The organism is Pseudoduganella sp. R-43 (genome assembly GCF_049913255.1).
In the GTDB taxonomy this organism is placed as follows: Bacteria; Pseudomonadota; Gammaproteobacteria; order Burkholderiales; family Burkholderiaceae_D; genus Rugamonas.
This window is the reverse complement of record NZ_CP183988.1, coordinates 1172868-1192205: the sequence shown is the minus strand read 5'-3', so window position 1 is coordinate 1192205 and position 19338 is coordinate 1172868. Positions and strand designations below refer to the sequence as shown.

Annotated in this window: 21 protein-coding genes; 8 read left to right on the top strand and 13 right to left on the bottom strand. The window is 61.2% G+C overall.

Going from position 1 to position 19338, the window contains the following annotated elements:
- Positions 1-99 precede the first annotated feature (99 nt).
- Positions 100-468 (top strand): VOC family protein, encoded by a 369-nt coding sequence (locus tag ACN9M3_RS05575; protein WP_426321074.1) that lies wholly within the window; start codon positions 100-102, stop codon positions 466-468.
- Between the two features lie 33 nt (positions 469-501).
- Here ACN9M3_RS05575 and ACN9M3_RS05570 read toward each other — a convergent pair whose 3' ends face one another.
- From ACN9M3_RS05570 to ACN9M3_RS05545, 6 genes are all read right to left on the bottom strand, one after another.
- Positions 502-1113 (bottom strand): DUF1579 domain-containing protein, encoded by a 612-nt coding sequence (locus tag ACN9M3_RS05570; protein ID WP_426321072.1) that lies wholly within the window; start codon positions 1111-1113, stop codon positions 502-504.
- 62 nt (positions 1114-1175) lie between these two features.
- The gene (locus tag ACN9M3_RS05565; RefSeq protein WP_426168355.1) at positions 1176-1355 is read right to left on the bottom strand and encodes a hypothetical protein; all 180 of its coding nucleotides are present in this window, start codon (positions 1353-1355) and stop codon (positions 1176-1178) included.
- An 89-nt stretch (positions 1356-1444) separates the two neighbouring features.
- Complete coding sequence (locus ACN9M3_RS05560; protein ID WP_426321070.1) at positions 1445-2176, bottom strand: MerR family transcriptional regulator; 732 nt, start codon at positions 2174-2176, stop codon at positions 1445-1447.
- A gap of 45 nt (positions 2177-2221) precedes the next feature.
- Entirely contained in the window at positions 2222-3058 is an 837-nt protein-coding gene (locus tag ACN9M3_RS05555; protein ID WP_426168349.1) for a GNAT family N-acetyltransferase, read from the bottom strand.
- 1 nt (position 3059) lies between these two features.
- Positions 3060-3983: a histone methylation protein DOT1-like protein gene (locus ACN9M3_RS05550; protein ID WP_426168347.1), complete on the bottom strand. Its 924-nt coding sequence runs from the start codon at positions 3981-3983 to the stop codon at positions 3060-3062.
- Between the two features lie 84 nt (positions 3984-4067).
- Positions 4068-6620, bottom strand: a complete 2553-nt coding sequence (locus tag ACN9M3_RS05545) for a TonB-dependent receptor plug domain-containing protein (protein WP_426321067.1) — start codon at positions 6618-6620, stop codon at positions 4068-4070.
- Between the two features lie 163 nt (positions 6621-6783).
- Between ACN9M3_RS05545 and ACN9M3_RS05540 the strand changes: the two genes are divergently transcribed.
- The 7 genes from ACN9M3_RS05540 to ACN9M3_RS05510 are packed head-to-tail and all read left to right on the top strand — an operon-like array spanning position 6784 to position 14461.
- Positions 6784-7569 (top strand): substrate-binding periplasmic protein, encoded by a 786-nt coding sequence (locus ACN9M3_RS05540; RefSeq protein WP_426321065.1) that lies wholly within the window; start codon positions 6784-6786, stop codon positions 7567-7569.
- Between the two features lie 38 nt (positions 7570-7607).
- Positions 7608-8300 carry an RDD family protein gene (locus tag ACN9M3_RS05535; RefSeq protein ID WP_426321063.1) on the top strand — a complete coding sequence of 231 codons (693 nt, stop codon included), beginning with the start codon at positions 7608-7610 and terminating at the stop codon, positions 8298-8300.
- Entirely contained in the window at positions 8297-9256 is a 960-nt protein-coding gene (locus tag ACN9M3_RS05530; protein WP_426321061.1) for a stage II sporulation protein M, read from the top strand. Before ACN9M3_RS05535 ends, ACN9M3_RS05530 begins: the two co-directional genes overlap by 4 nt.
- Complete coding sequence (locus ACN9M3_RS05525; protein WP_426321059.1) at positions 9243-10838, top strand: hypothetical protein; 1596 nt, start codon at positions 9243-9245, stop codon at positions 10836-10838. The genes ACN9M3_RS05530 and ACN9M3_RS05525 overlap by 14 nt, the downstream gene beginning before the upstream one ends.
- The gene (locus ACN9M3_RS05520) at positions 10835-12163 is read left to right on the top strand and encodes a DUF4350 domain-containing protein (protein WP_426321057.1); all 1329 of its coding nucleotides are present in this window, start codon (positions 10835-10837) and stop codon (positions 12161-12163) included. The genes ACN9M3_RS05525 and ACN9M3_RS05520 overlap by 4 nt, the downstream gene beginning before the upstream one ends.
- Positions 12153-13157, top strand: coding sequence for an AAA family ATPase (locus ACN9M3_RS05515; protein ID WP_426321055.1), 1005 nt, complete (start codon positions 12153-12155; stop codon positions 13155-13157). Before ACN9M3_RS05520 ends, ACN9M3_RS05515 begins: the two co-directional genes overlap by 11 nt.
- Complete coding sequence (locus ACN9M3_RS05510; RefSeq protein ID WP_426321053.1) at positions 13157-14461, top strand: DUF58 domain-containing protein; 1305 nt, start codon at positions 13157-13159, stop codon at positions 14459-14461. The genes ACN9M3_RS05515 and ACN9M3_RS05510 overlap by 1 nt, the downstream gene beginning before the upstream one ends.
- On the opposite strand, the gene ACN9M3_RS05505 is transcribed toward ACN9M3_RS05510, so the two are convergent.
- The 7 genes from ACN9M3_RS05505 to ACN9M3_RS05475 all read right to left on the bottom strand — a co-directional run bounded on the left by ACN9M3_RS05505 (position 14439) and on the right by ACN9M3_RS05475 (position 19109).
- Positions 14439-14939: a DUF805 domain-containing protein gene (locus tag ACN9M3_RS05505; RefSeq protein WP_426168328.1), complete on the bottom strand. Its 501-nt coding sequence runs from the start codon at positions 14937-14939 to the stop codon at positions 14439-14441. The genes ACN9M3_RS05510 and ACN9M3_RS05505 overlap by 23 nt on opposite strands.
- Before the next feature lie 3 nt (positions 14940-14942).
- Positions 14943-15503, bottom strand: a complete 561-nt coding sequence (locus ACN9M3_RS05500) for a DUF805 domain-containing protein (protein ID WP_426168326.1) — start codon at positions 15501-15503, stop codon at positions 14943-14945.
- A 304-nt stretch (positions 15504-15807) separates the two neighbouring features.
- Positions 15808-16209, bottom strand: a complete 402-nt coding sequence (locus tag ACN9M3_RS05495) for a hypothetical protein (protein WP_426168323.1) — start codon at positions 16207-16209, stop codon at positions 15808-15810.
- Between the two features lie 665 nt (positions 16210-16874).
- Complete coding sequence (locus tag ACN9M3_RS05490) at positions 16875-17174, bottom strand: hypothetical protein (protein WP_426168320.1); 300 nt, start codon at positions 17172-17174, stop codon at positions 16875-16877.
- Between the two features lie 298 nt (positions 17175-17472).
- Positions 17473-17784: a hypothetical protein gene (locus tag ACN9M3_RS05485; protein WP_426321050.1), complete on the bottom strand. Its 312-nt coding sequence runs from the start codon at positions 17782-17784 to the stop codon at positions 17473-17475.
- 58 nt (positions 17785-17842) lie between these two features.
- Complete coding sequence (locus ACN9M3_RS05480) at positions 17843-18178, bottom strand: hypothetical protein (RefSeq protein WP_426168315.1); 336 nt, start codon at positions 18176-18178, stop codon at positions 17843-17845.
- Between the two features lie 619 nt (positions 18179-18797).
- Entirely contained in the window at positions 18798-19109 is a 312-nt protein-coding gene (locus tag ACN9M3_RS05475) for a hypothetical protein (protein ID WP_426168312.1), read from the bottom strand.
- Positions 19110-19338: the final 229 nt, after the last annotated feature.

Genomic DNA, 19338 nt, shown 5'->3' with positions numbered 1-19338 from the left:
CCACGACGATCCCGGCGCACGTGCGTCTCGGGCTCGTCTGGGCGTGGCCGATCGATCTTCGCTGGCACTCCCGTTGGGCCCACCAACCATGGAGTTCACATGCAATTGAATCATCTCGACCTGTCCGTGCCCGACGTGGCTGCGGCTTCCGCTTTCCTGTCCCGCCATTTCGGCTTTACCTTGCTGCAAACCAAATGCAACCATGGCATGGCCGTGCTGGCCGGCGACGGCGGCGTGGTACTCGTGCTGACCCGCCACGCTGAGCCCAGCTATCCCAAGACTTTCCACATCGGCTTCCTCGTCGGCGATGTAGCCGCCGTCAGCGCCAAGCATGCGGAGCTGGAGGCCGCGGGCGTGAACGGGCTGTCACCGCTGCAGGAGATGCGCGGCGGCCCGGGCTTCTATTGCCGCACTGATTGGGGAATCTTGCTGGAGGTTGCGCACCGCGCGCCACTGCGCGTGGCGTAGCGCCGGTGCGCCGGCCCCTCGCGGGGCCTTTCCTTACTTGATGCGGGTATAGCTCATCTCCATCCACTTCATGTCCTTGCCGTTCGGCCCCGGCCCCCACATTTCCAGCTTGTGGTTGTCGTTGTCGGTGATGGCCACGCTCATCGTGTAAGGCACCTCCTTGCCGCTCATGGGGTCGGACATCATGCCCTTGTACTTGATGGTATTGCCGTTCATGCTGCCATGCGACAGGGTCATGCCGGTGCTGCCGGAATCGATCCAGCTGCCGAAATACTTCTTCGTCACGTTGTCATAGCCCTGGATGCCCATTCCGTCGAAAGGCTGACCCATGAACTTGCCTTGGTAGTTTTCCTGCAGGTAGCGGTTACCCATGATCCACTTGCGTTCTGTGGAGCCTTCAGTTTCCTCCGGAGGTTTGGATGGGTCCATCCACATTTTCGACTTGACCGTGAACTTGCCGGCCAATGCATCGAGCTTCTTGTGTGCTTCGCCAGGCATGGCGGCTTTATTCATCGCCTCCATTGCCGCCTTGTCGTCAGGCGGCGCAGCGGCCTTTTTCTTTTCCGGTGCAGCGCTGAGGGCGGCGCCGGCCAGGGTGAATCCTGCAACAACAACCAGGTACTGCGCGACACGACGGAGCTTCATGGCTTCCTCCTTATCCAGCAGGGTTGTGGAAGGGCCATTCTCCGCGCCGCCGCGCCGCCCTGTCAACCGCGCCGCTCCGTTTCGCGCAACTTGCGTCGCAAACGCAGGTTATCCGCCACAGACGACACCAATGCAAGCGTCATCAACGCGACTACCGCGTCTGCATCCAGGTAGTGCCAAAATGCCCACGCGCCAAACGCGCAGGCAATGGCTGATATCAAAAGCAAGAGCTGATCTTTCATCACCGAATCCCCGCAGCCGGTAGCGTCGCACAAAAGCGAGAGTAGCGCCGCACCAGGCGGCGCGTTTTGCGCTTGGGCAAGCGTTGTGCTCAGGCGGCGTAGATGCTCACGGCTTCGACCATGAAAGGTGCGAGGTCGGGGTGGATCTTGTCGAAGTTGACGCGGAAGCGTGGGTCGTCGCGATACGTGGCGGCGAGGCTCGGCAGGTGTTCGCGCTCGGCGGGCCAGAAGTGGCGCATGTGTTCGTGCCAGCGCGCCGCCAGGGCCTGCACTGCACCGCTGCCGGCGCCTTGCGGCATGGCGACCGCCAGCTCGGCGTAGATGGCGTTGCCTTCATCGATCAGGGCTTGCTGCTTGCCGTCGCCGTAGCCCTGCCATTGCCGGGCCGAGTCCTGCACGACTTCCTTGCCGTATTTCTGTTCCGCTTCCTGCTGGTGCCTGTCGTGCTTGTCACGCAGGCCGTCGAAGAGCTGTACTGGTTTCATGCTGTGTTTTCCTTTCAGGTGGAGGATGGTCTTGTCCACTGTGGAAATCAGCCCTTGCAATTCCTGCAGCCGGCCAGCCAGTGCCTGCTTGTGGCTTTGCAGCGCCGCCAGCACGTCGAAGCCAGGTTGCGACATGATGTCGCAGATGGCGGCCAGCGGCACGTCCATCTCCCGGTAGAACAGGACTTGCTGCAGCCGCAGCAAGTCCGCTTCGTTGTAATAGCGGTAGCCGTTGTCGCCAATGCGCGAAGGCTTGAGCAGGCCGATGCTGTCGTAGTAGCGCAGCGTGCGGCCGGTGACGCCGGTGATGTCGGAGAGCTGTTTTACGGTGAACATGCAGCCATCCTCAAGGTTGACGCGACGTCATGGTCAAGCACTTTTTCATCCCAGTTCGAAAGTTGTTATGCCGTACTGCTGCGCCAGCGGCAATCCAGGGTCTTCGCCAGTGTACATGCGCGCCGTTTCAAAGCAGGCATGCATGCCGTGCCGCTCCGCCAGCGCCACGGCTGCGGCATTCGGCTCGGGCACGTCGAGGAATACCGGTTCCCCGGCCGGCACGCGGCCACGCAGCGCCTGCATCAATTCCTCGGCCACTTCCGGCGACGCTGCGCACAGCGGGCCGATCTTGAAGCCGGCGCGGCACGGCCGCAGCACGGCATAGCCAAGCAGCGCGCCGCCAGTTTCACGCACGCCGAACGCCACGCTGCCTTCCTGCTGCAACCAGCAGCGCATGAATTGCTCACGGTCGGCGGGAAAGAAGACGCGATCATACGCCAGCACATCGCGCATATCGTGCGGTCCCAGCGGCAGCACGCGATCGGCAGCGGGAACGTCGCTGCCCCGGCCTTCATAGCGCACATTGCGGTGCGCCAGCCTGAAACCGGAACGCGCGTAGTTGGCCTGCTGGGCCGGCACGCCGTCCAGTCCCACGTTGCGCCCTTCGAGTCGCGCCATGCCGGCGCGCCAAAGCGCCATGCCATGGCCCTTGCCACGAAACTCCGGCCGCACGATATAGCCGCCGATAAAACCAAATCCGGCGCCGTAGCGCACCGCGAAGATGCTGGCCACCGGCTCGCCATCGATCTTGCCGAGAAGGAAGCCGTCCGGGTCGGCGGCATAAAAGCTGCCTGCATCCTGCAGTCCGGGATTCCATCCCTCAGATGCGGCCCAATCGAGCACCATTTCCAGCTCGGGCAGGGTCATCGCACGAATATCCATATCAGGCTCCATCCTCCGCATCGTAAGCCGCAAACGCGGCCCGCACTGCATATTCCCATGCAGCGCTATCCTGTTCGTACAGGAAGTTGGCCGCCGCCGGCGTCGCCGCTTCCAGCGCGCTACGCCGTCGATACAGGAACACCGTCGTCCAAGCCACGCTGGGCGGCGCGAATTGCTTCACCAGTTCGAAGGCCGGGTGCGGCATCGGAAACGTGACCGTCGTTACCAGGGCCCCTTCCGGCAACTCCCGCGCCAGCTTGCCGGCGAGCCGGTCCATCATTGGCGCGAAACAGGTGCTGTAGATATAGACCATGCTCGCGTCCGAGACATCGGCTTCAAACATGTCCTGGTGCAGCAGCCGCACGCGGGCCGCAACCCTGGCCGCCGCCGCGGGATCTTCCGCCACGCCGGCCGCCAGCATCTGCGCCAGCCGCACCTGCGCCATGTCATTGCGGTAGCCAAGCAGCTCGACGCCCGTGCAGCGCATGCCGGGCAAGGCCAGCGCCGCACTCAGGACGACCTTGCCAAGGCCGCTGCCAAGGTCGATGAAATGGCCGTGCAGGGGCAGCCAGGGTGCCACCGCTTCGAAATAGTTGTCGAGTTCCTGCTGCGTGAATTCGCCGTAAATCAGGCGGCCATCGTCGACCAGCCATTGCGCCAGATCCGCGTCGGAGATCTCGGCCAGCCCGTGCGAAGGCGCTCGCTCCGGCAGCATGCCGTGCTGCTGGATGCCTGCCGGTACGCAGCCTGCAATCAGGCGCCGATGCGGCTTCAGGCGCGCGATCAGGGTTTCGCGCAGCTCCTTCTTGCGGAACGCTTCGCGCACCGCCAGGCCGTTTTCGACGTAACGGGCAAGCACAGCGTCGTCAATAACGGGCCTTACGTGCTGCGCGCCGCTTGTGATTGCCCGCCGCATCGAAAGCATGGTTTCCCCCTCACCGTTGATTATCCACTTTACAATAAAAAAACCGCCCCAGGGGGGCGGTTTTCGCAGCAAGCGGATTGCGGCTTAGAAGCGGTAGTTCAGCGATGCGGCATAGGTGCGGCCAAGCTGGCTGAAATGCGAACCGTCGTAGGTCACCATGTCGTAGCGGCCGTTGAAGGTGATCAGGTTGCGCTGGATGGCCTTGGCGTTCGGGTCGTCGATGATCTTCTGGCCTTCGGCGTTCAGGGCCTTGAACTCCCACTCAGGGGTGGTGTTGAACACGTTGTTGACGTTGAACGACACGGTCACGTTCGGCATCAGGTTGTAGTTGAGGGCGAAGTCGGTGACGTTCTTGGTCTTGAACTTCGTTTCCAGGTTGCTGTCCAGGCCAGCCTGGCGGAAACGGGTCGGGCCGAACACGGTATTGTTGACCGACAGGTTCAGCTTCTTGTAGTCCCAGTCGGCGCCGAGGATGGTCTTGAACTTCGGACGCGAAGTGAACATCAGCGCTTCCTGGGTCGCATCGAGCACGGACTGCCCGGCGTTCGCCACAATCGTAGGATTCTTGACCGCGCCGTCACGCTCGTTCTTGTGCGTGTAGTTGCCGGACAGGTTCAGGGTCAGCTTGCCGTCCGCCAGCGGGATATTCTTGCGCGACAGCACGTAATCCAGACCCTCGGTCCGGGTCTTCACTGCGTTGACGAAGAAGCTGACGGAAACGATGCCATTTGCCGCCAGGATCTGGTCCAGCTGCTGGGAAGGATCGCCGGTCGGCACGATTTCCTTGCCCAGCACGATGCGGTCCTTCACCTTGATGTTGTAGTAGTCCAGGGTGGCGCTGGTGTTTTCATCCGGTTTCAGACCCAGGCCCAGCGTGATGTTGTCGGACTTCTCCGCCTTCAGCTTAGGCACGCCCAGCGCAGCGGCTTGCGCCGACACGTTGTTCACCAGGCCAGACACCTGGATGCCGCCGCCAGGCACGAAGGAGTACTGCGCCTTCTGCGTGTAGATCTGAGCCAGCGACGGCGCGCGGAAGCCCTTCGAGGCCGATGCGCGCAGCGTCACCCAATCGTTTGCCTTGTAGCGGGTAGACAGCTTCCACACGAACGCGGAACCGAAGTCGGTATATTTTTCCCAGCGGCCGGTACCATCAACCAGCAGGTCCTTGCTGATGTCCCAGGTCGATCCGGCATACACGCCGTAGTTGGAGCGCGACGATGGGAAAGAGTTGTCCGGATGGTTGCCCGCGAAGGAGTCCGCCCCGCTGCCCTGCCACGATGCGCGTTCGCCCGCCTTCACCTCGAACTTCTCGTGGCGCAGTTCAGTACCGGCGTAGAAGTTGACGGTATCGGTCAGCTGCCGGGAGATGTCGCCGTTGAACACGTAGTGCTGGAACTCCACGCCGCCAGCATAGAAGTGGGTCGGCGAGTGCTCGGTGCTGGTACCCGCCAGGACGGCGTCTTCCATGCTGCGGTTGACGGAGTGGTCGACGTCGTACTTCTGCTTGTTGCCGCCGTAGGTCAGGCTGAAGTCTGCATTCCAGCCGGCCAAGTCCATCTTCACGCCGCCGGTGGCATTGTAGTCGTCCAGCGTGCCGTCGAAGGTTGGCTGATAGCCCTCGTACGGGGTTCCTGCAGGGTGCAACAAGCCGTAATCGGTCGGACGCCAGTAAGGAGTACGGTAGTTCGCGAAGGAGTTGATCTTCTTGTTCACATACGCCGCGTTGGCGTAGATCGCGACGCCTTCGCCGATATCGTAGCGGGTATTGAACAGGCCCTTGTAGGCCTTGGTCTTCGGCGAGCCGTTGATGTTGCGGGCGTCAGGATATTTCGACAGGAAGGCCTGCACTTCCGACAGCGGCGCGCCGAAGTCGCTCGATTCGCCGGCTGCGCTTACCGCGCCGGAGCGGCTGGACAGGTTCACGCGCGACGCATCGATGGTGTAGTTGAAGAAGCCGCGGTCGCCGCCCAGCGCGAAGCCCTGGTTGACACTCAGGCCTCCCATGCCGCCATCGTGTTCGTGGGTGATGCCGGCACGCGCCGTGACGGAGCCACCTTCGGCATTGTCCTTCAGGATGATGTTGACCACGCCGGCGATCGCGTCGGAGCCGTATTGTGCCGAGGCGCCGTCGCGCAGCACTTCGATGCGCTTGATCGCATCGGCAGGGATGGCCGAAATATCGGAGCCGGATTCGCCGCGGCCTGGCGAGGTCTGGGTGTAGACCAGCGAGCTCATATTCTTGCGCTTGCCGTTGATCAGGATCAGCACGCGGCTCGGGCCCATGTTACGGATTTCGTACGGGTCCAGCAGCGAGGTCGCGTCATTGACCGGGGTCTGTACGGTATTGAAGGAAGGGACGCGGAACTGCATCGACTTGTCGAGGGTGACTTGGCCGGTCTTGGTCAGTTCGCGCGAGCTCAGCACGTCAACCGGGACCGGGGTATCCACCATGGTGCGCTGCGAGCCGCGGCTACCGGTCGAAACAATGACCACCTTCTGGATCTCGTCGGTGGTGCTGTCGGCAGCCTGCTGCGCCTGGATAGGGGCAGCATCCTGTGCTTGTGCGTAGGCTTGGCCCAGCAGCACAAACGGGCTGGCGGACAACATTAATGCTGCAATCGGAAAATGTTTATTCATGTATTTCTCTCTTCCATACAGATTTAAAAAAACTAGGGAAGAATTTATATGCAACATTTTCATCCGTCTATTATTTCCCGTTTTACATGCACAAATACAACATGTATGGATCTTTTTTATGAAGTCGCCTGGAACATAAAAATGCCGTGATAATCTTTATGGCATGAGCTACAAAAGCCTCTGCGTGCTGCTGGCGCTGCTGACCGGCATGGCTGCCCATGCCGCGAAAGGCCCGCCGCTGCGCCTTTGCTACGAAGATGTCGACCAGAGGCCATGGAGCACGCCCGCTGGAAAAGGCCTGAATTTTGAATTATTGAAGCGAGTTGAATTACTCCTGAATGAACAGTTTATTTATTCACCGAAACCTTGGAAGCGTTGCCTAAATGAATTAAAACTTGGCCAGGTGGATGCAGTAGTCGGTGCAGCGGATGCAATTGACCGCCGCGCATGGTCGCGCATTCCCCAATTGCCCGACGGGCGCGAAGATCCTGGCCGGGCCTTGTTTGAGGACGCCGCCCTGGTCTTCCTGCGCGTGGGCGGCAAAGGCAGCTGGGACGGCCACGAATTGCTGGCGCCCGGCAAGGTCGTGATCGTGCAGACCGGCTACCTGGTCGGGCAGCAGTTGCGTGAACGCGGCTATATTCCCCATGACACCGTGAAGTCGGCTGCCGACGCCCTGCGCATGCTGACCACGGGCAGCTTCGACGTCGCCATCCTGCAGGGACTGGAAGCGAGCAAGCTGGTGCACGAAGATCCCCGCTTCAAGGGGAAGGTCCAGCAGGCCGAGTTGCCCTATTCCACTGTCAACCTGTACCTGATGGTGGGACGCGGCGCCTACCAGCGCGATCCGCAACGGATCGAGGCCATCTGGCAAGCCATCGGCAGCGTGCGCCAGGCACGCGATTACCGGCAAATCGAAGAGGCGGCAGGCATAAAACATTTCCATTAATATTTCCAAGGAGGAAATTTTATGGTTAAATAAATGGCATGAATTCCCTTCTCGACGGACGCCTGTCCTTGACCACCCCCGAAGGCGTGCGTTTGCTGCTTGTTCCTGCCGGTCCGGTGGCACGCGGCTACGCATGGGCCATCGACTTCGTTGCCTGGGGCATGGGGGCAAGCTTCCTCATCTCGATCCTGGGCGCGGTCATCCCTTCCGAAAAACTGTTAAACGGCGTGACGGCGATCGTGTTCTTCCTTGCCTACTGGGCCTACCCGGTGTTGTGCGAGGTATACGCCGGCGGCCGCACACTGGGCAAGCACATCGTCGGCCTGCAGGTGCTGCGCGCCAACGGCCTGCCGGTGCGCTGGCGCGAGTCGGTGCTGCGCAACCTGCTGATGGTGGCCGACTTCCTGCCGCTGCTGTACGCCGCCGGCCTGCTGGCCATGCTGTGCGACCGCCATTTCCGCCGCCTGGGCGACATCGTGGCCGGTACCCAGGTGGTGTACCGCGACAAGCCGCCCAAGCGCGTTGCAGTGCCCGATGCGGCACCGCTGCCGCTGCCCTTTCCGCTGACGCCGGAGCAGCAGCGTGCGCTGGCCGACCTGTTTGCCCGCGAAAGCCGGCTGCCGCACGCGCGCATGCTGGAACTGGCCGATATCGCTGAGCCGCTGACCGGCCGCGAGGGCGACGCTTCGCTGGAACGCTTGCGCGGCATGGCCGCAGGATTGGTCCGATGAAGCAAGCGCAGTTTGAGGCAACTTACGGTCCCCTGTGGAGCGAGATCGATACCCTGCTGGCCAAGCGCGCCAAAGGCCGCGAAGCCCTGCCCGAACAATATCGCCGCCTGTGCCAATGCCTGGCCCTGGCTGGCCAGCGCGGCTACTCGCCGCAGCTGGTGTCCTACCTGCACGGACTGGTGGCGCGCTGCCACCACGCCCTGTACGGGGTGGCGGCCGAACGCCCGACCGTGCTGCTGCAATGGCTGCGCGCCGACCTGCCGCGCCGCGTACGCGCCGAATGGAGGCTGCTGCTGCTGGTGCTGTTTTGCCTGCTCGGGCCGGCCATCGCCATCGGCGCGCTGGTATGGCACGACTCGCACAACGCCTTCATGTTCGCCTCGCCGGACGAACTGACGCGCATGCACCAGATGTACGCCCCCTCCAGCATGAAGACTGGCCGCGGCGGCAGCGAAGGCGACCTGCAGATGTTCGGCCACTACATCTGGAACAATGTCTCGATCGGCTTCCGTACTTTCGCCAGCGGCATCTTCGGCGGCGTGCCCGCCTTGCTGAGCGTCCTGTTCAACGGCATGAAAATGGGGGTGGTGGCCGCCTGGCTCAGCCTCGATCCGGCCACCCGGAGTAATTTCTGGTCCTTCGTGGTGACCCACTCCAGCTTTGAACTGACAGGCCTGGTGCTGTCCGGCGTGGCCGGCGCCCGCCTTGGCATGGCGCTGGTCAAGCCGGGCCGCCTGAGCCGCCGCCGCGCCCTGCAGGAAGCCAGCGTCCAGATGTATCCGGTGGTGGCCGGCGCCGCCCTGCTCACCGTGCTGGCAGCCTTCTTCGAGGCCTTCTGGTCGGCCAGCGCCTTTGCCCCGGCCGTCAAATACAGCGTCGGCGCAGTGTGCTGGGCCCTGGTTTTCCTGTTCTTCGGTTTCGCCGGCCGCGAGAAAGGCGTGCATGCAACTCGATAAGCTGCGCCTTGATTTGCGCCCGCGCAGCAATGCGCAAGGCCTGGACCTTGGTTTCGCCCTGCTGCATGCCGGCGGCGCCGACGTATGGCGCGCCTGGCTGGCCCTGTGGCTGCCGCTGTCGGCGCTGGCCGTGCTGATCAGCTGGTACTACCCTGACCTGGCCCTGGGCTGGCTGCTGCCATGGTGGCTGCGTCCCCTGCTGGAACGTGCGCCGCTGCACGTGCTGGCACGCCAGGTCTTCGGCGAACAGACCAGCTGGCGCGATGCCCTGCGCGCCTGGCCGCGCGAGCTGGGCGGCGGCTGGTTCCGCATGCTGACCTGGTGGCGCCCCTTCATGGCCGGGCGCGGCCTGCACCAGCCGGTATGGGTGCTGGAACGCGCCCGCGGCAAGGTCGCCACCGCGCGCCGCGCCACCATTGCCCGCAACGGCACCGGCGGCGCCGCCCTGATGTTCGGCAGCACCTGCGCCACCTTCGAATTCGTGCTGATGATGGGCGTGCTGGCCCTGATCGGCCTGTTCATGCCGGGCGAGTCGCCCAATCCCTTCGCCCTGTTCGGCTTGACCGACCAGGGCTCCCTGCAGGCGGTGCTGGGCACGGCGGCATGGTGCCTGGCCTGTGCCATCATCGGCCCGGTCTACACAGCCTGCACCTTTACCCTGTACCTGAACCGCCGCGCCACGCTGGAAGCCTGGGATATCGAAATCGTGCTGCGCCAGCTGCGTCCTCCGGCACGGCCGGCCGCGGCGCGCCACGTCGCCGGCGTGCTGATGGCAGCCCCGCTGCTGGCCATGGCCTTGCTCGGCATGCCGCCGCCGGTGCAGGCAGCCGCGCCGGCCGCCAGCGCGCCGCCCGTGGTTCCCGTGGTTCCCGCATGCGAGCCGCCCGACGGCCTCAGGAAACAGGACAGCGGCCGCGGGCCCGACCTGTCGCCGCAACAAGCCGCAGTGCGCCGCCAGCTCGACGAGGTTTTCGCGCACGAAGACCTGCGCGGCTACCGCTGCGGCGAACAATGGGAGCTGCGCGTTCCGCCGGAAAAGGAACAGGTAAAGCCGAAGGCCCCGCCGCTGGTGCCGCGCTGGCTGGCCGCCATCCTGGCCGGCGTGTTCAAGTTTGCCCTGATCGCCGGTGCGATTGCCCTGGTGTCCTGGCTGCTGTGGCGCTATGCCGCACCGCTGCGCTTCAGCCTTGCGGCAGCGCCCGAGCCCAGGCTGGCCACGGAGGTGGGCGGCCTCGATATCCGAGAAGAGAGCCTGCCGGCCGATGTGGCCGGCGCCGTGCGCGCCTTGTGGCAGCAAGGCCAGCAGCGTGTCGCGCTGGCGCTGCTGTACCGCGCCACGCTGTCTCGCCTGGTCAGCCGCCAGTCGCTCAAGCTGCACCACGGCGCGACGGAAGGCGAATGCCTGGCGCAGGCGCGCAGCGCCAACGCCGCCGGCACGCTCGATAGCGCCAGCCTGGCACTGGCCGACCAGGCCACCACGCTTTGGCTGAACGCGGCCTATGGCGCGCGCTGGCCGGCCGCTGAAACGGTGGCGGCGCTGTGCTCACGCTGGCAAGCACACTTCGACCGCGAGGCAGCATGAAGCGGAGCTATTCGATCATCATCGCCATCGTTGCCGTGCTGCTGGCCGGCGCCGGCTACGAGTTATGGCACTTGTACTTCCACAAGGTGTGGCGCGGCCAGCACCACATTTCCGAAGCGCAGGCAAAGAACCCGATGCTGGCGGCCACGCGGCTGCTGGAAGCGCGCGGCCACAAGGTGCGCGTGGAGCCCGTGCTCAGCTACCAGTTGCTGAACCAGTTGCCGGACGGCGTCATGCTGCTGTCGCGCTATGCACGCCCGCCGGACGAACGCCAGGCCAGGCTGCTGCTGGACTGGGTCCGCCGCGGCAACACCCTGATCATGACCCCCGACTGGGTTGACGACACCGACGCCGGCGAGGCCGGTCCGGATGGCGCCCCCGATCAGTCGACCGACCCATTGGGCAAGCACTTTGGCGTGGCAATGTCGGGCCGCACCCGCATGGACGACACTTGCCGCATCGATCCGCTGGAGGCCAGCCGCCGCGAGAAGCGCGCTGCCGCCAAGGCCGGGCAACAAGGCGCCGAGGACGAGGAAGACGAGGAAAGCGAGACAGGCGAAGAAGAAACAGCGGCCGCGAAAGAGCCCGCCGGCCCGCCGCGCCTGGTGTGCCTCAACGCGCCGGGCGCCGCCAACACCATCGAGCTGGCGCGCCCTTCCGATACCCTGCAACGCATCGAAGGCAAGGGCCCGAAACCGCTGTGGGGCGACACCTACGAGCTGGCCGTGCTGGTGTACGGCGAAGGTCGCGGCAAGGTCGCCATGGTGGCGGTCGATGCCGCCGACAGCTATTTCGACAACGACGCTCTGCGCCAGTTCGACCACGGCGAGCTGCTGCTGTTGCTGGCCGGGCAAAGCGGGCCCAATGCCCAGGTGATGCTGGTGCAGCACAACGAGCCGGTCGGCTGGGCAGCCTGGCTGTGGCAGCACGCCCGCCTGGTCGTGCTGGGCCTGGCCGCCCTGCTGCTGCTGTGGACCTGGAGCGCCTCGCGCCGCTTCGGCCCCATGCTGCCGGAAGCGGCCACGGCACGCCGCGCCCTGATCGAACATATCGAAGCCAGCGGCCGCTGGCTGTGGCGCCTGCCGCAAGGGCGCGCCCTGCTGCTGCAGGCCGTGCGCAAGAGTACCGAGAAGCAGCTGTTGCGGCGCCTGCCGGAACTGCATGCCCTGGGGCCTGCCGAACGCGCGCGCCGCCTTGCGCGCCTGGCCAAGCTGCCGGAAGCGCAAGTGAGCGATGCCCTGCTTGGCGCCCCGGCCAGCCGCGCTGCCGACTTTACACGACAAATTTCAATACTCCAACAATTGCGAGCCCATCATGAGCGATAGCATGTCCGCCTCCACCAACAACGCCATTCCGGCCGACCGCCTGGCACAGGCGATCGACATCGTGCAACGCCTGCGCGAGGAAATCGGCCGCGCCATCGTCGGCCAGCACACGGTGGTCGAACAGGTGCTGGCCTGCTGCCTGGCCGGCGGCCACGTGCTGCTGGAAGGCGTGCCGGGCCTGGGCAAGACCTTGCTGGTCAAGGCCCTGGCCAAGACCTTTGCCGGCGAATTCTCGCGCATCCAGTTCACGCCCGACCTGATGCCGGCCGACGTGATGGGCCATGCCGTCTTCGACCAGCGCCAGCAGACCTTCAGCATCCGCAAAGGTCCGGTCTTCACCCACCTGCTGCTGGCCGACGAAATCAACCGCGCGCCGGCCAAGACCCAGTCCGCTCTGCTGGAAGCCATGCAGGAGCGCCAGGTCACCATCGAAGGCGAAGCGCACACGCTGGAAGCGCCCTTCATGGTGCTGGCCACCCAGAACCCGCTGGAAAGCGAAGGCACCTACCCGCTGCCGGAAGCCCAGCTTGACCGCTTCCTGATCAAGGCGCGCATCGCCTACCCAGGTGAGCAGGAAGAAACCGCGATGCTGCTGGCGGTGACCCAGGACCGCGTCGGCGACGCGCTTGAAGTGGCACAGGTGCGCACCCTGATCAAGCCGGAGATCCTGGTTGCACTGCAGCAGCTGGTGGCCCGCATCCGCGTCGACGAGGCAGTCGCCAACTACGCCGTGCGCATGGTGCGCGCAACGCGCCAGTGGCCCGGCGTGGCAGTCGGCGCCGGCCCGCGCGGCAGCATTGCCCTGGTCCGCCTGGCGCGAGCCATGGCCCTGATGGCGGGCCGCGATTACGCCACCCCTGACGACATCAAGCAGGCCAGCCTGCCGGTGCTGCGCCACCGCATCGCCCTGTCGCCGGAAAGCGAGCTCGATGGCCTGGGCGCCGACGACGTGCTGGCTGCGCTGATCGATTCCGTCGCCGCGCCGCGCAACTGATGAAGCCAACCCGCCGTATGTTCCTGGCCCTGATGGGCCTGACCGCGCTCGGCGTGCCGGCCAGCGTCTGGCCGCTGCTGCAGGCGCCATGGCAAGTGCTCGGCGGCGCCCTGCTGCTGGCCGCCGGCGCCGATGCCTTGCAGGCACGGCGTCGGCCTGCCCTGCGCGCGGAACGCAGCATGGCCGGTGTCCTCCCGGTCGGCGCCTGGCACGAAGTGCGCCTGACCCTGCACAACGAGGGCAAGGCCGCGCTGCAGCTTGAGGTGTTTGACGATTACCCAGCAGCTTGGGAACTGGAAGGAATGCCGCATGCGACACGCCTGGCGCCCGGTACGTTTTCCACACTCACCTACCGCGTGCGCCCGCTGGACCGCGGCGACGGCAATTTCGGCACGCCATGGCTGCGCGTGGCCGGACCGCTGGGCCTGTGGCAGGCCACACACCGCATCGGGCCGCAGCAGACCACCAAGGTATTTCCCGACGTGGCGCGCCTGCTGGGCCAGGCGCTGCGCGCCACCGACCGCCAGGCGCCGACCGCCGGCTCGCTGGTCAAGCGCCAGCGCGGCGAAGGCACCGACTTCCGCCAACTGCGCGAATACCGGCGCGGCGACAGCCTGCGCTCGATCGACTGGAAAGCCACCGCGCGCCACCGCAAGCCGATCAGCCGCGAATACCAGCTCGAACGCGACCAGCAGGTAGTATTCCTGCTCGATACCGGCCGCCGCATGCTGGCGCGCGACGACGACACCAGCCACTTCGACCACGCACTGTATGCCGTGCTGACCCTGGCTTTCGTGGCGGGCAAACAGGGCGACGCGGTGGGGCTGATGAGTTTTGGCGTCGACCATCGCTGGCTGGCGCCGGCCAAGGGCCGCATTGGCCTGGACCGCATGCTGGCCGGGGTCTACGACCTGCAGCCAGGCGAAGCCGCGCCCGATTACCTGCGCGCCGCCAACGACTTGCTGAACCGCCTGAACCGGCGCGCCTTCGTGGTGCTGGTGACCAATGTGCGCGATGAAGACGACGTGGCGCTGCGCCAGGCGGTCGACCTGCTGTCCTCGCGCCACCTGGTGCTGTGCGCCAGCCTGCGCGAGCGCGCGCTGGACGCCGCCAGCGTGGCGCCGGTGCAGGATTTCGACGACGCCCTGCGGCTGGCGGCCAGCGAGCATTACCTGCAGCAGCGCCAGGAAGCGATCCGCCGCCTCGGCCTGCGCTCAGGCCACCTGGTCGACGTCGCGCCGGAGCAACTGGCCGGCGCCCTGCTGAACCGCTACCTCGATATCAAAGAAAGCGGAGCGCTGTAAACGCCAGCGGCAAGGCGCAACCGAGCGCCACGCCAAGCTTCACGCCCAGGTCTGCCGGCGCGGGCACCGCGCCGAAACGGTTGGCCTCCGGTGTACCGGGTGCGATAAGCAGGTAGATCAGGAAGATGATCTGCAAGAAGGGGAACAGTAGCAACAGCGCCCACCAGCTGCTGACATCGAAATCGTGCAGCCGCCGGCGCGTCGCCAGCACGATCGCCAGCAGGAAAACCAGCGGGACTGAAAAACTCAAGGCATCGTGGAGCCCGGATTGCAGGGGAATGTATTTTTGCACCCACGCCGTGCCGAAGGCCGTGCCGAGTGCGATGGCGTACAGAAGCGCAACAGGAGCGCCCAGCATGCAGTACGCCACAAACCGCCAGCGCCCGATGCGGCTATTCCAGGAAAACAGCCGCGCCTCGCCGACAGGGGCGAACGGCAGTTCCAGCCCTGCCTGGGGCGCGGCGTAAGGGTTATGCATGCATTACTGGCTGTCTTGCATCTGCGCGGCGCGCGCCTTGGCGGTGTAATCGCTGTAAGCAGGAATCGCAATCGCAGCCATCATGCCGACGATCATGATGATCGGCAGAATCCACGCCAGGATGATCACGCCAGTCGTGTTCGGTGCTGGCGCCGGGCCGTATTCATTGGCACCCTCATCGCCCGAGCCGAACAACAGCCACAGGCCGAAAATGATATTGACCAGCGGGACAATCATCAGCAGGCCCATCCAACCGGACTTGCCCAGGTCATGCAGGCGGCGGCGCACCTGGCTCAGGATGGCAACCAGATACAGGGCATAGCCCAGCAGGCCGCCGATGGCGCCCGCCGCGCCGGCACTGTTGGCGCTGGAGCCAGTCAGTGCGCCCAGGCCCGCCAACAGGAACACAACAGGCATCATCAGCAGGCCTGCGCCGAAACCGTATGCCAGGTAACGCACACGGCCAATGCGGCCACTGAGGGAAAAGAACTTCGGCATGTAGGTCTCGTCGCTGTTGAGGCGTTCGACCAGCGGCGCTTGCGGCATCGAATATGGATTACTCACGGTTGCTCCTAAAGGGGTATTGAATCGTTATTAGAGTTACTACCGAGAAAATTTTACATTATTTTTTTACTAATGTGACCTGGAATTTTGGCCGATCTGGGGCGAGGCAGTGATAAACAGCGTCTTCCAACGTGAGCGCGTGGGAGCCGGCGGTCAGACGGGGCGCGGCGGCAGGACGTCGAGAACTTCCCTTCTTTCTGAGAGCAGAGGCGGCACAACTTGCAGGCCGCCGCCTTCAAGTTCAGCTGCAGCATGGCGCGGGCTAAGTATCGGTGTCGTAATAACGGTGGCGATTGCAATACAGTTAAGGTACCTCACGAAGAATATCCTCAGCCTTCGGGTTGAATCCTTTCTGTCCTTTAAACGTTGAAAGACTGGTTATCGCGAATGGGCTGGGGCTATGCATTTGAAGATAGTCAATAGCCTTTTCAAGAGTTGGAAAGGCCCATGTTTCGTACAGTTCGAATTTCTCGCGGTCCATGTTCTTTTCTTTGATTAGCGCAATGTGAGCAAAATATTCAGCTCCGACTTTTTGGACAGCAAGCGTTATCCAAAACGTTTCACCTCCGCGAGGAAAGCTAAATGAGCTTCCTACTTGTTTCCCGCGCTCGATAAGCGCATTGAATTTTTCATCAATCATCTCTTCGCCGGTAATATTGATAAGCACTTTTTCCCGTCCCTGCGCTCGATATTGATGTGTTGGCATGCGCGCGGCTATGCCTGTGTCGGTCGATAAATCGGCGCCGCGAACTGTCCGCGAACGCGGTGGATGGCCGCCATTCCCTACTTAGGTAATAGTGCGGATTCTGCTGATCCAGCAACTGTTCAATAAATTGCCGGACGAACGAACAGATGGAATTCCAACTGCTCGATTGCTTCAGCTTCCACCGCTTCGCCGGACTGCGCGACTCGAGTCAGATTCGAGGCCGCACAACGATTTGGACTTTCAAGAGCGAGCCGACCAACACCAGCCGGGGTATCTATGGCTATGTCAATCACAAAGCGCCAAGATCGACTGCCCAATGAAGCCTACCGCATGCACATTTAGCTTAGCGCAAAGGCATCAAAGATAAGCCGCTGTCCGAAGTGCAACTGGGCGGCAAAATGCTGCGCTCGACCGGCATGGCCCGCACCACACTCCATCTGAACCGGAAGGCTGCCGCTACTACTTGCGGCGCCTTTGCTACTTAGAGGAGACCATGATTTCAGCCTCTGAGGCGCGAAGTCCGTCTGAACCGCCTAATTCAACGGGTTCGGATAATGAAATGGCATGAAAATAGCGTGGATGACGGCGCCGCCGTTTATGCGGCTATTCCTCGACGCCAACGCTCGGATTGTCAGCCATTCGAGGCGCCCGCTAGTCGAATCTCCTTACACTGGAGGACATTCGCTAAGTTTCCTCTGGCAAATCCGATCAAGATCGGTTATTCCAGACTCATCAAAATCCAAATATTGCTCGATCTCCTCACGCAGCGTTTGTTTTATGTCCGCAATTTTGTTTCCAATATCGTTTTTCACAAAAAAATCCAAAAGCAATTCAGCAGATTCCTGCTTCGTCAAATTCATTTCTCCCATGTTCGTTCCGAGCCGAAATAAATTTACATCAATCCAATTCAGGGAAGCGAAAGAGCTGAACAGGGCATCTTTTTTTATTCCTAGCATATCATCCATTTAATCACCATATATCATCGACGGCGGTTATTTTTTCTTGTGAGCGAACGAATGCTCTCGCCTTTCCGCAAAGATTGCCCTATTGAAATAATAAACAAACTCTGGCTCGATGGAAGGAAGTATCTCCCTAAAAGGCAAAAGACAGCGATCGCATCTTCCAGCACATAAAATTGTTCGGTAGTTGGTGTACTCATTAATTCTCAATTTTATTAAGCCCGCCCTGCGACACTTCAAATAGCCGCATAGAAAGCGGCGGTGCCGTCACGCCCCGTTCCTCTACTACTACTATGATTATCTCTTACCGTACCGTTGCAACATCAACTAATCCACAGTCTTCAAAATTAAAGGTAAAACCAAAAATTTCAATAAGATCAGCCGTTGGATCTATAGGTTCAACTAAATTTCTTAAGGAAAACAAAATTTCAACAGTCTCACCGGATTCGTTTATTTCAACAACAACATCGTAATGCTTCAATGACGCATCGTCCCCTCCGCGCTCCAGATATTTCTCATATGCAAGACTAATAATCTTTAATATCTTGCCTCTATACAGCGCATTACCGGGAAAATTCGATTTTAATTTAGCCCATTCACCATTATTCTCCGTCATAGTTCACCGCTCTAAGTAATTTCATCATTTCTGCACTAAGCATCTCTAGCGGCGATTCTTATCGCATGTAGGTTGTATTAACCAACGAATAGTCCACCAACCGATAGATGTACACCACCCCCATTCCATTTTTGTACATCCCTCTATCCGCCACTTCAAACGGTATTCCATTTACTTCATAAGCTGGGTCTGGCATAAATGCAAAGGAAGTATACCTATTGTCATCCGTAACACTAAAACATATTGAATAACTTTCCAGAGACCATGCGCCCTTTGATAACCGCATAAACTCTGCGTAAGCTAGATTCGCTGCCTTAACGACTTCGCCAGAAAAGATAAAGCTCCGCTGGAAGAGATTATCCAAACCCAGCAACTTATCGTTATAAGAACTCACTTTCAATACCTCCTTGTAGAGCCTCATATTTACCACTTGAGGTACCAAGAAAAATGACCAAGCTTGGCGACGCGCTCCGATGCTTGAGCGACATGTCGATTTCGCGGCTATGCCTGTGTCGGTCGATAAATCGGCGCCGCGAACTGGCCCCGAACACAGTGGACAGCCGCCATTTCCTACTGAGGTAATAGCGGCCCAATTAAGGCTACCGCATGCACATTTAGCGCAAAGGCAGCAAAGATAAGCCGCTGTCCGAAGCGCTACTTGGCGGCAAAATGCCGCGCTTAAGCTGCTTGGCCCGCGCCACAATCCATCTGAACAGGAAGGCTGCCGCTACGGCTTGCGGAGCCTTTGCTATCTGGCAGAGGCCACAATTTCGGCCTCTGAGGCGCGAAGTCCGTCTGAACCGCCTAAATCAAAGGATTCGGGTAGTGAAATGGCATGAAAACTGCGGGGGTCGACGGCGCCGCCGTTTATGCGGCTATTCTTCGACGCCGACACTCAGATTGTCAGTCATTCGAGGTGCCCGACGGTGAGGCTGTTTGATCACGCGCCATTTCCGGTATAGCATCACCACCAATATCTTCATCCAGTAATATACGACGAGCCAAGTTAAATCTCAATGAATTCGAATTACGTCCACTAATTGCAAATTATTTAGATCATATTCGTATCTTATTATTTCAGCAACACTCTCACCACGATTCCCGGAATTTTCATCAGCGGCGAAATTGAATGTAATATAACAGCGCTGCAAATTGTCTTCGATTTCAATTTGCACATCACAACTATTTAATGACTCATCCGCACTTGGCTTTTTCGAAAGCTCCCTATAAGCAAGGCTCATAATTTTCAAAACTTTACCGCGAAACAAAAAGTCTCCCGGATAATTTGTTGTCAAGTAATCCCACGCCTCACTACCACTCTTCATTATTTCCTCGCAAGAAGACACCAAAGCACTTTGCATCCGCATTTAAGCATGTATTTACGCTTATCTCATAAATGTTCTATTTATCAATGCGTAATCCTCGATTCGAAAAACGTACACCACGCCTCTACCGTTTTTGTACATGCCATTTGCCGAAATTTCAAAAGGTAAGCCGTTTATTTCGTAAGCAGGGTCCGGAATAAACGAAAATGATAAGAACTGAAGATCTTTA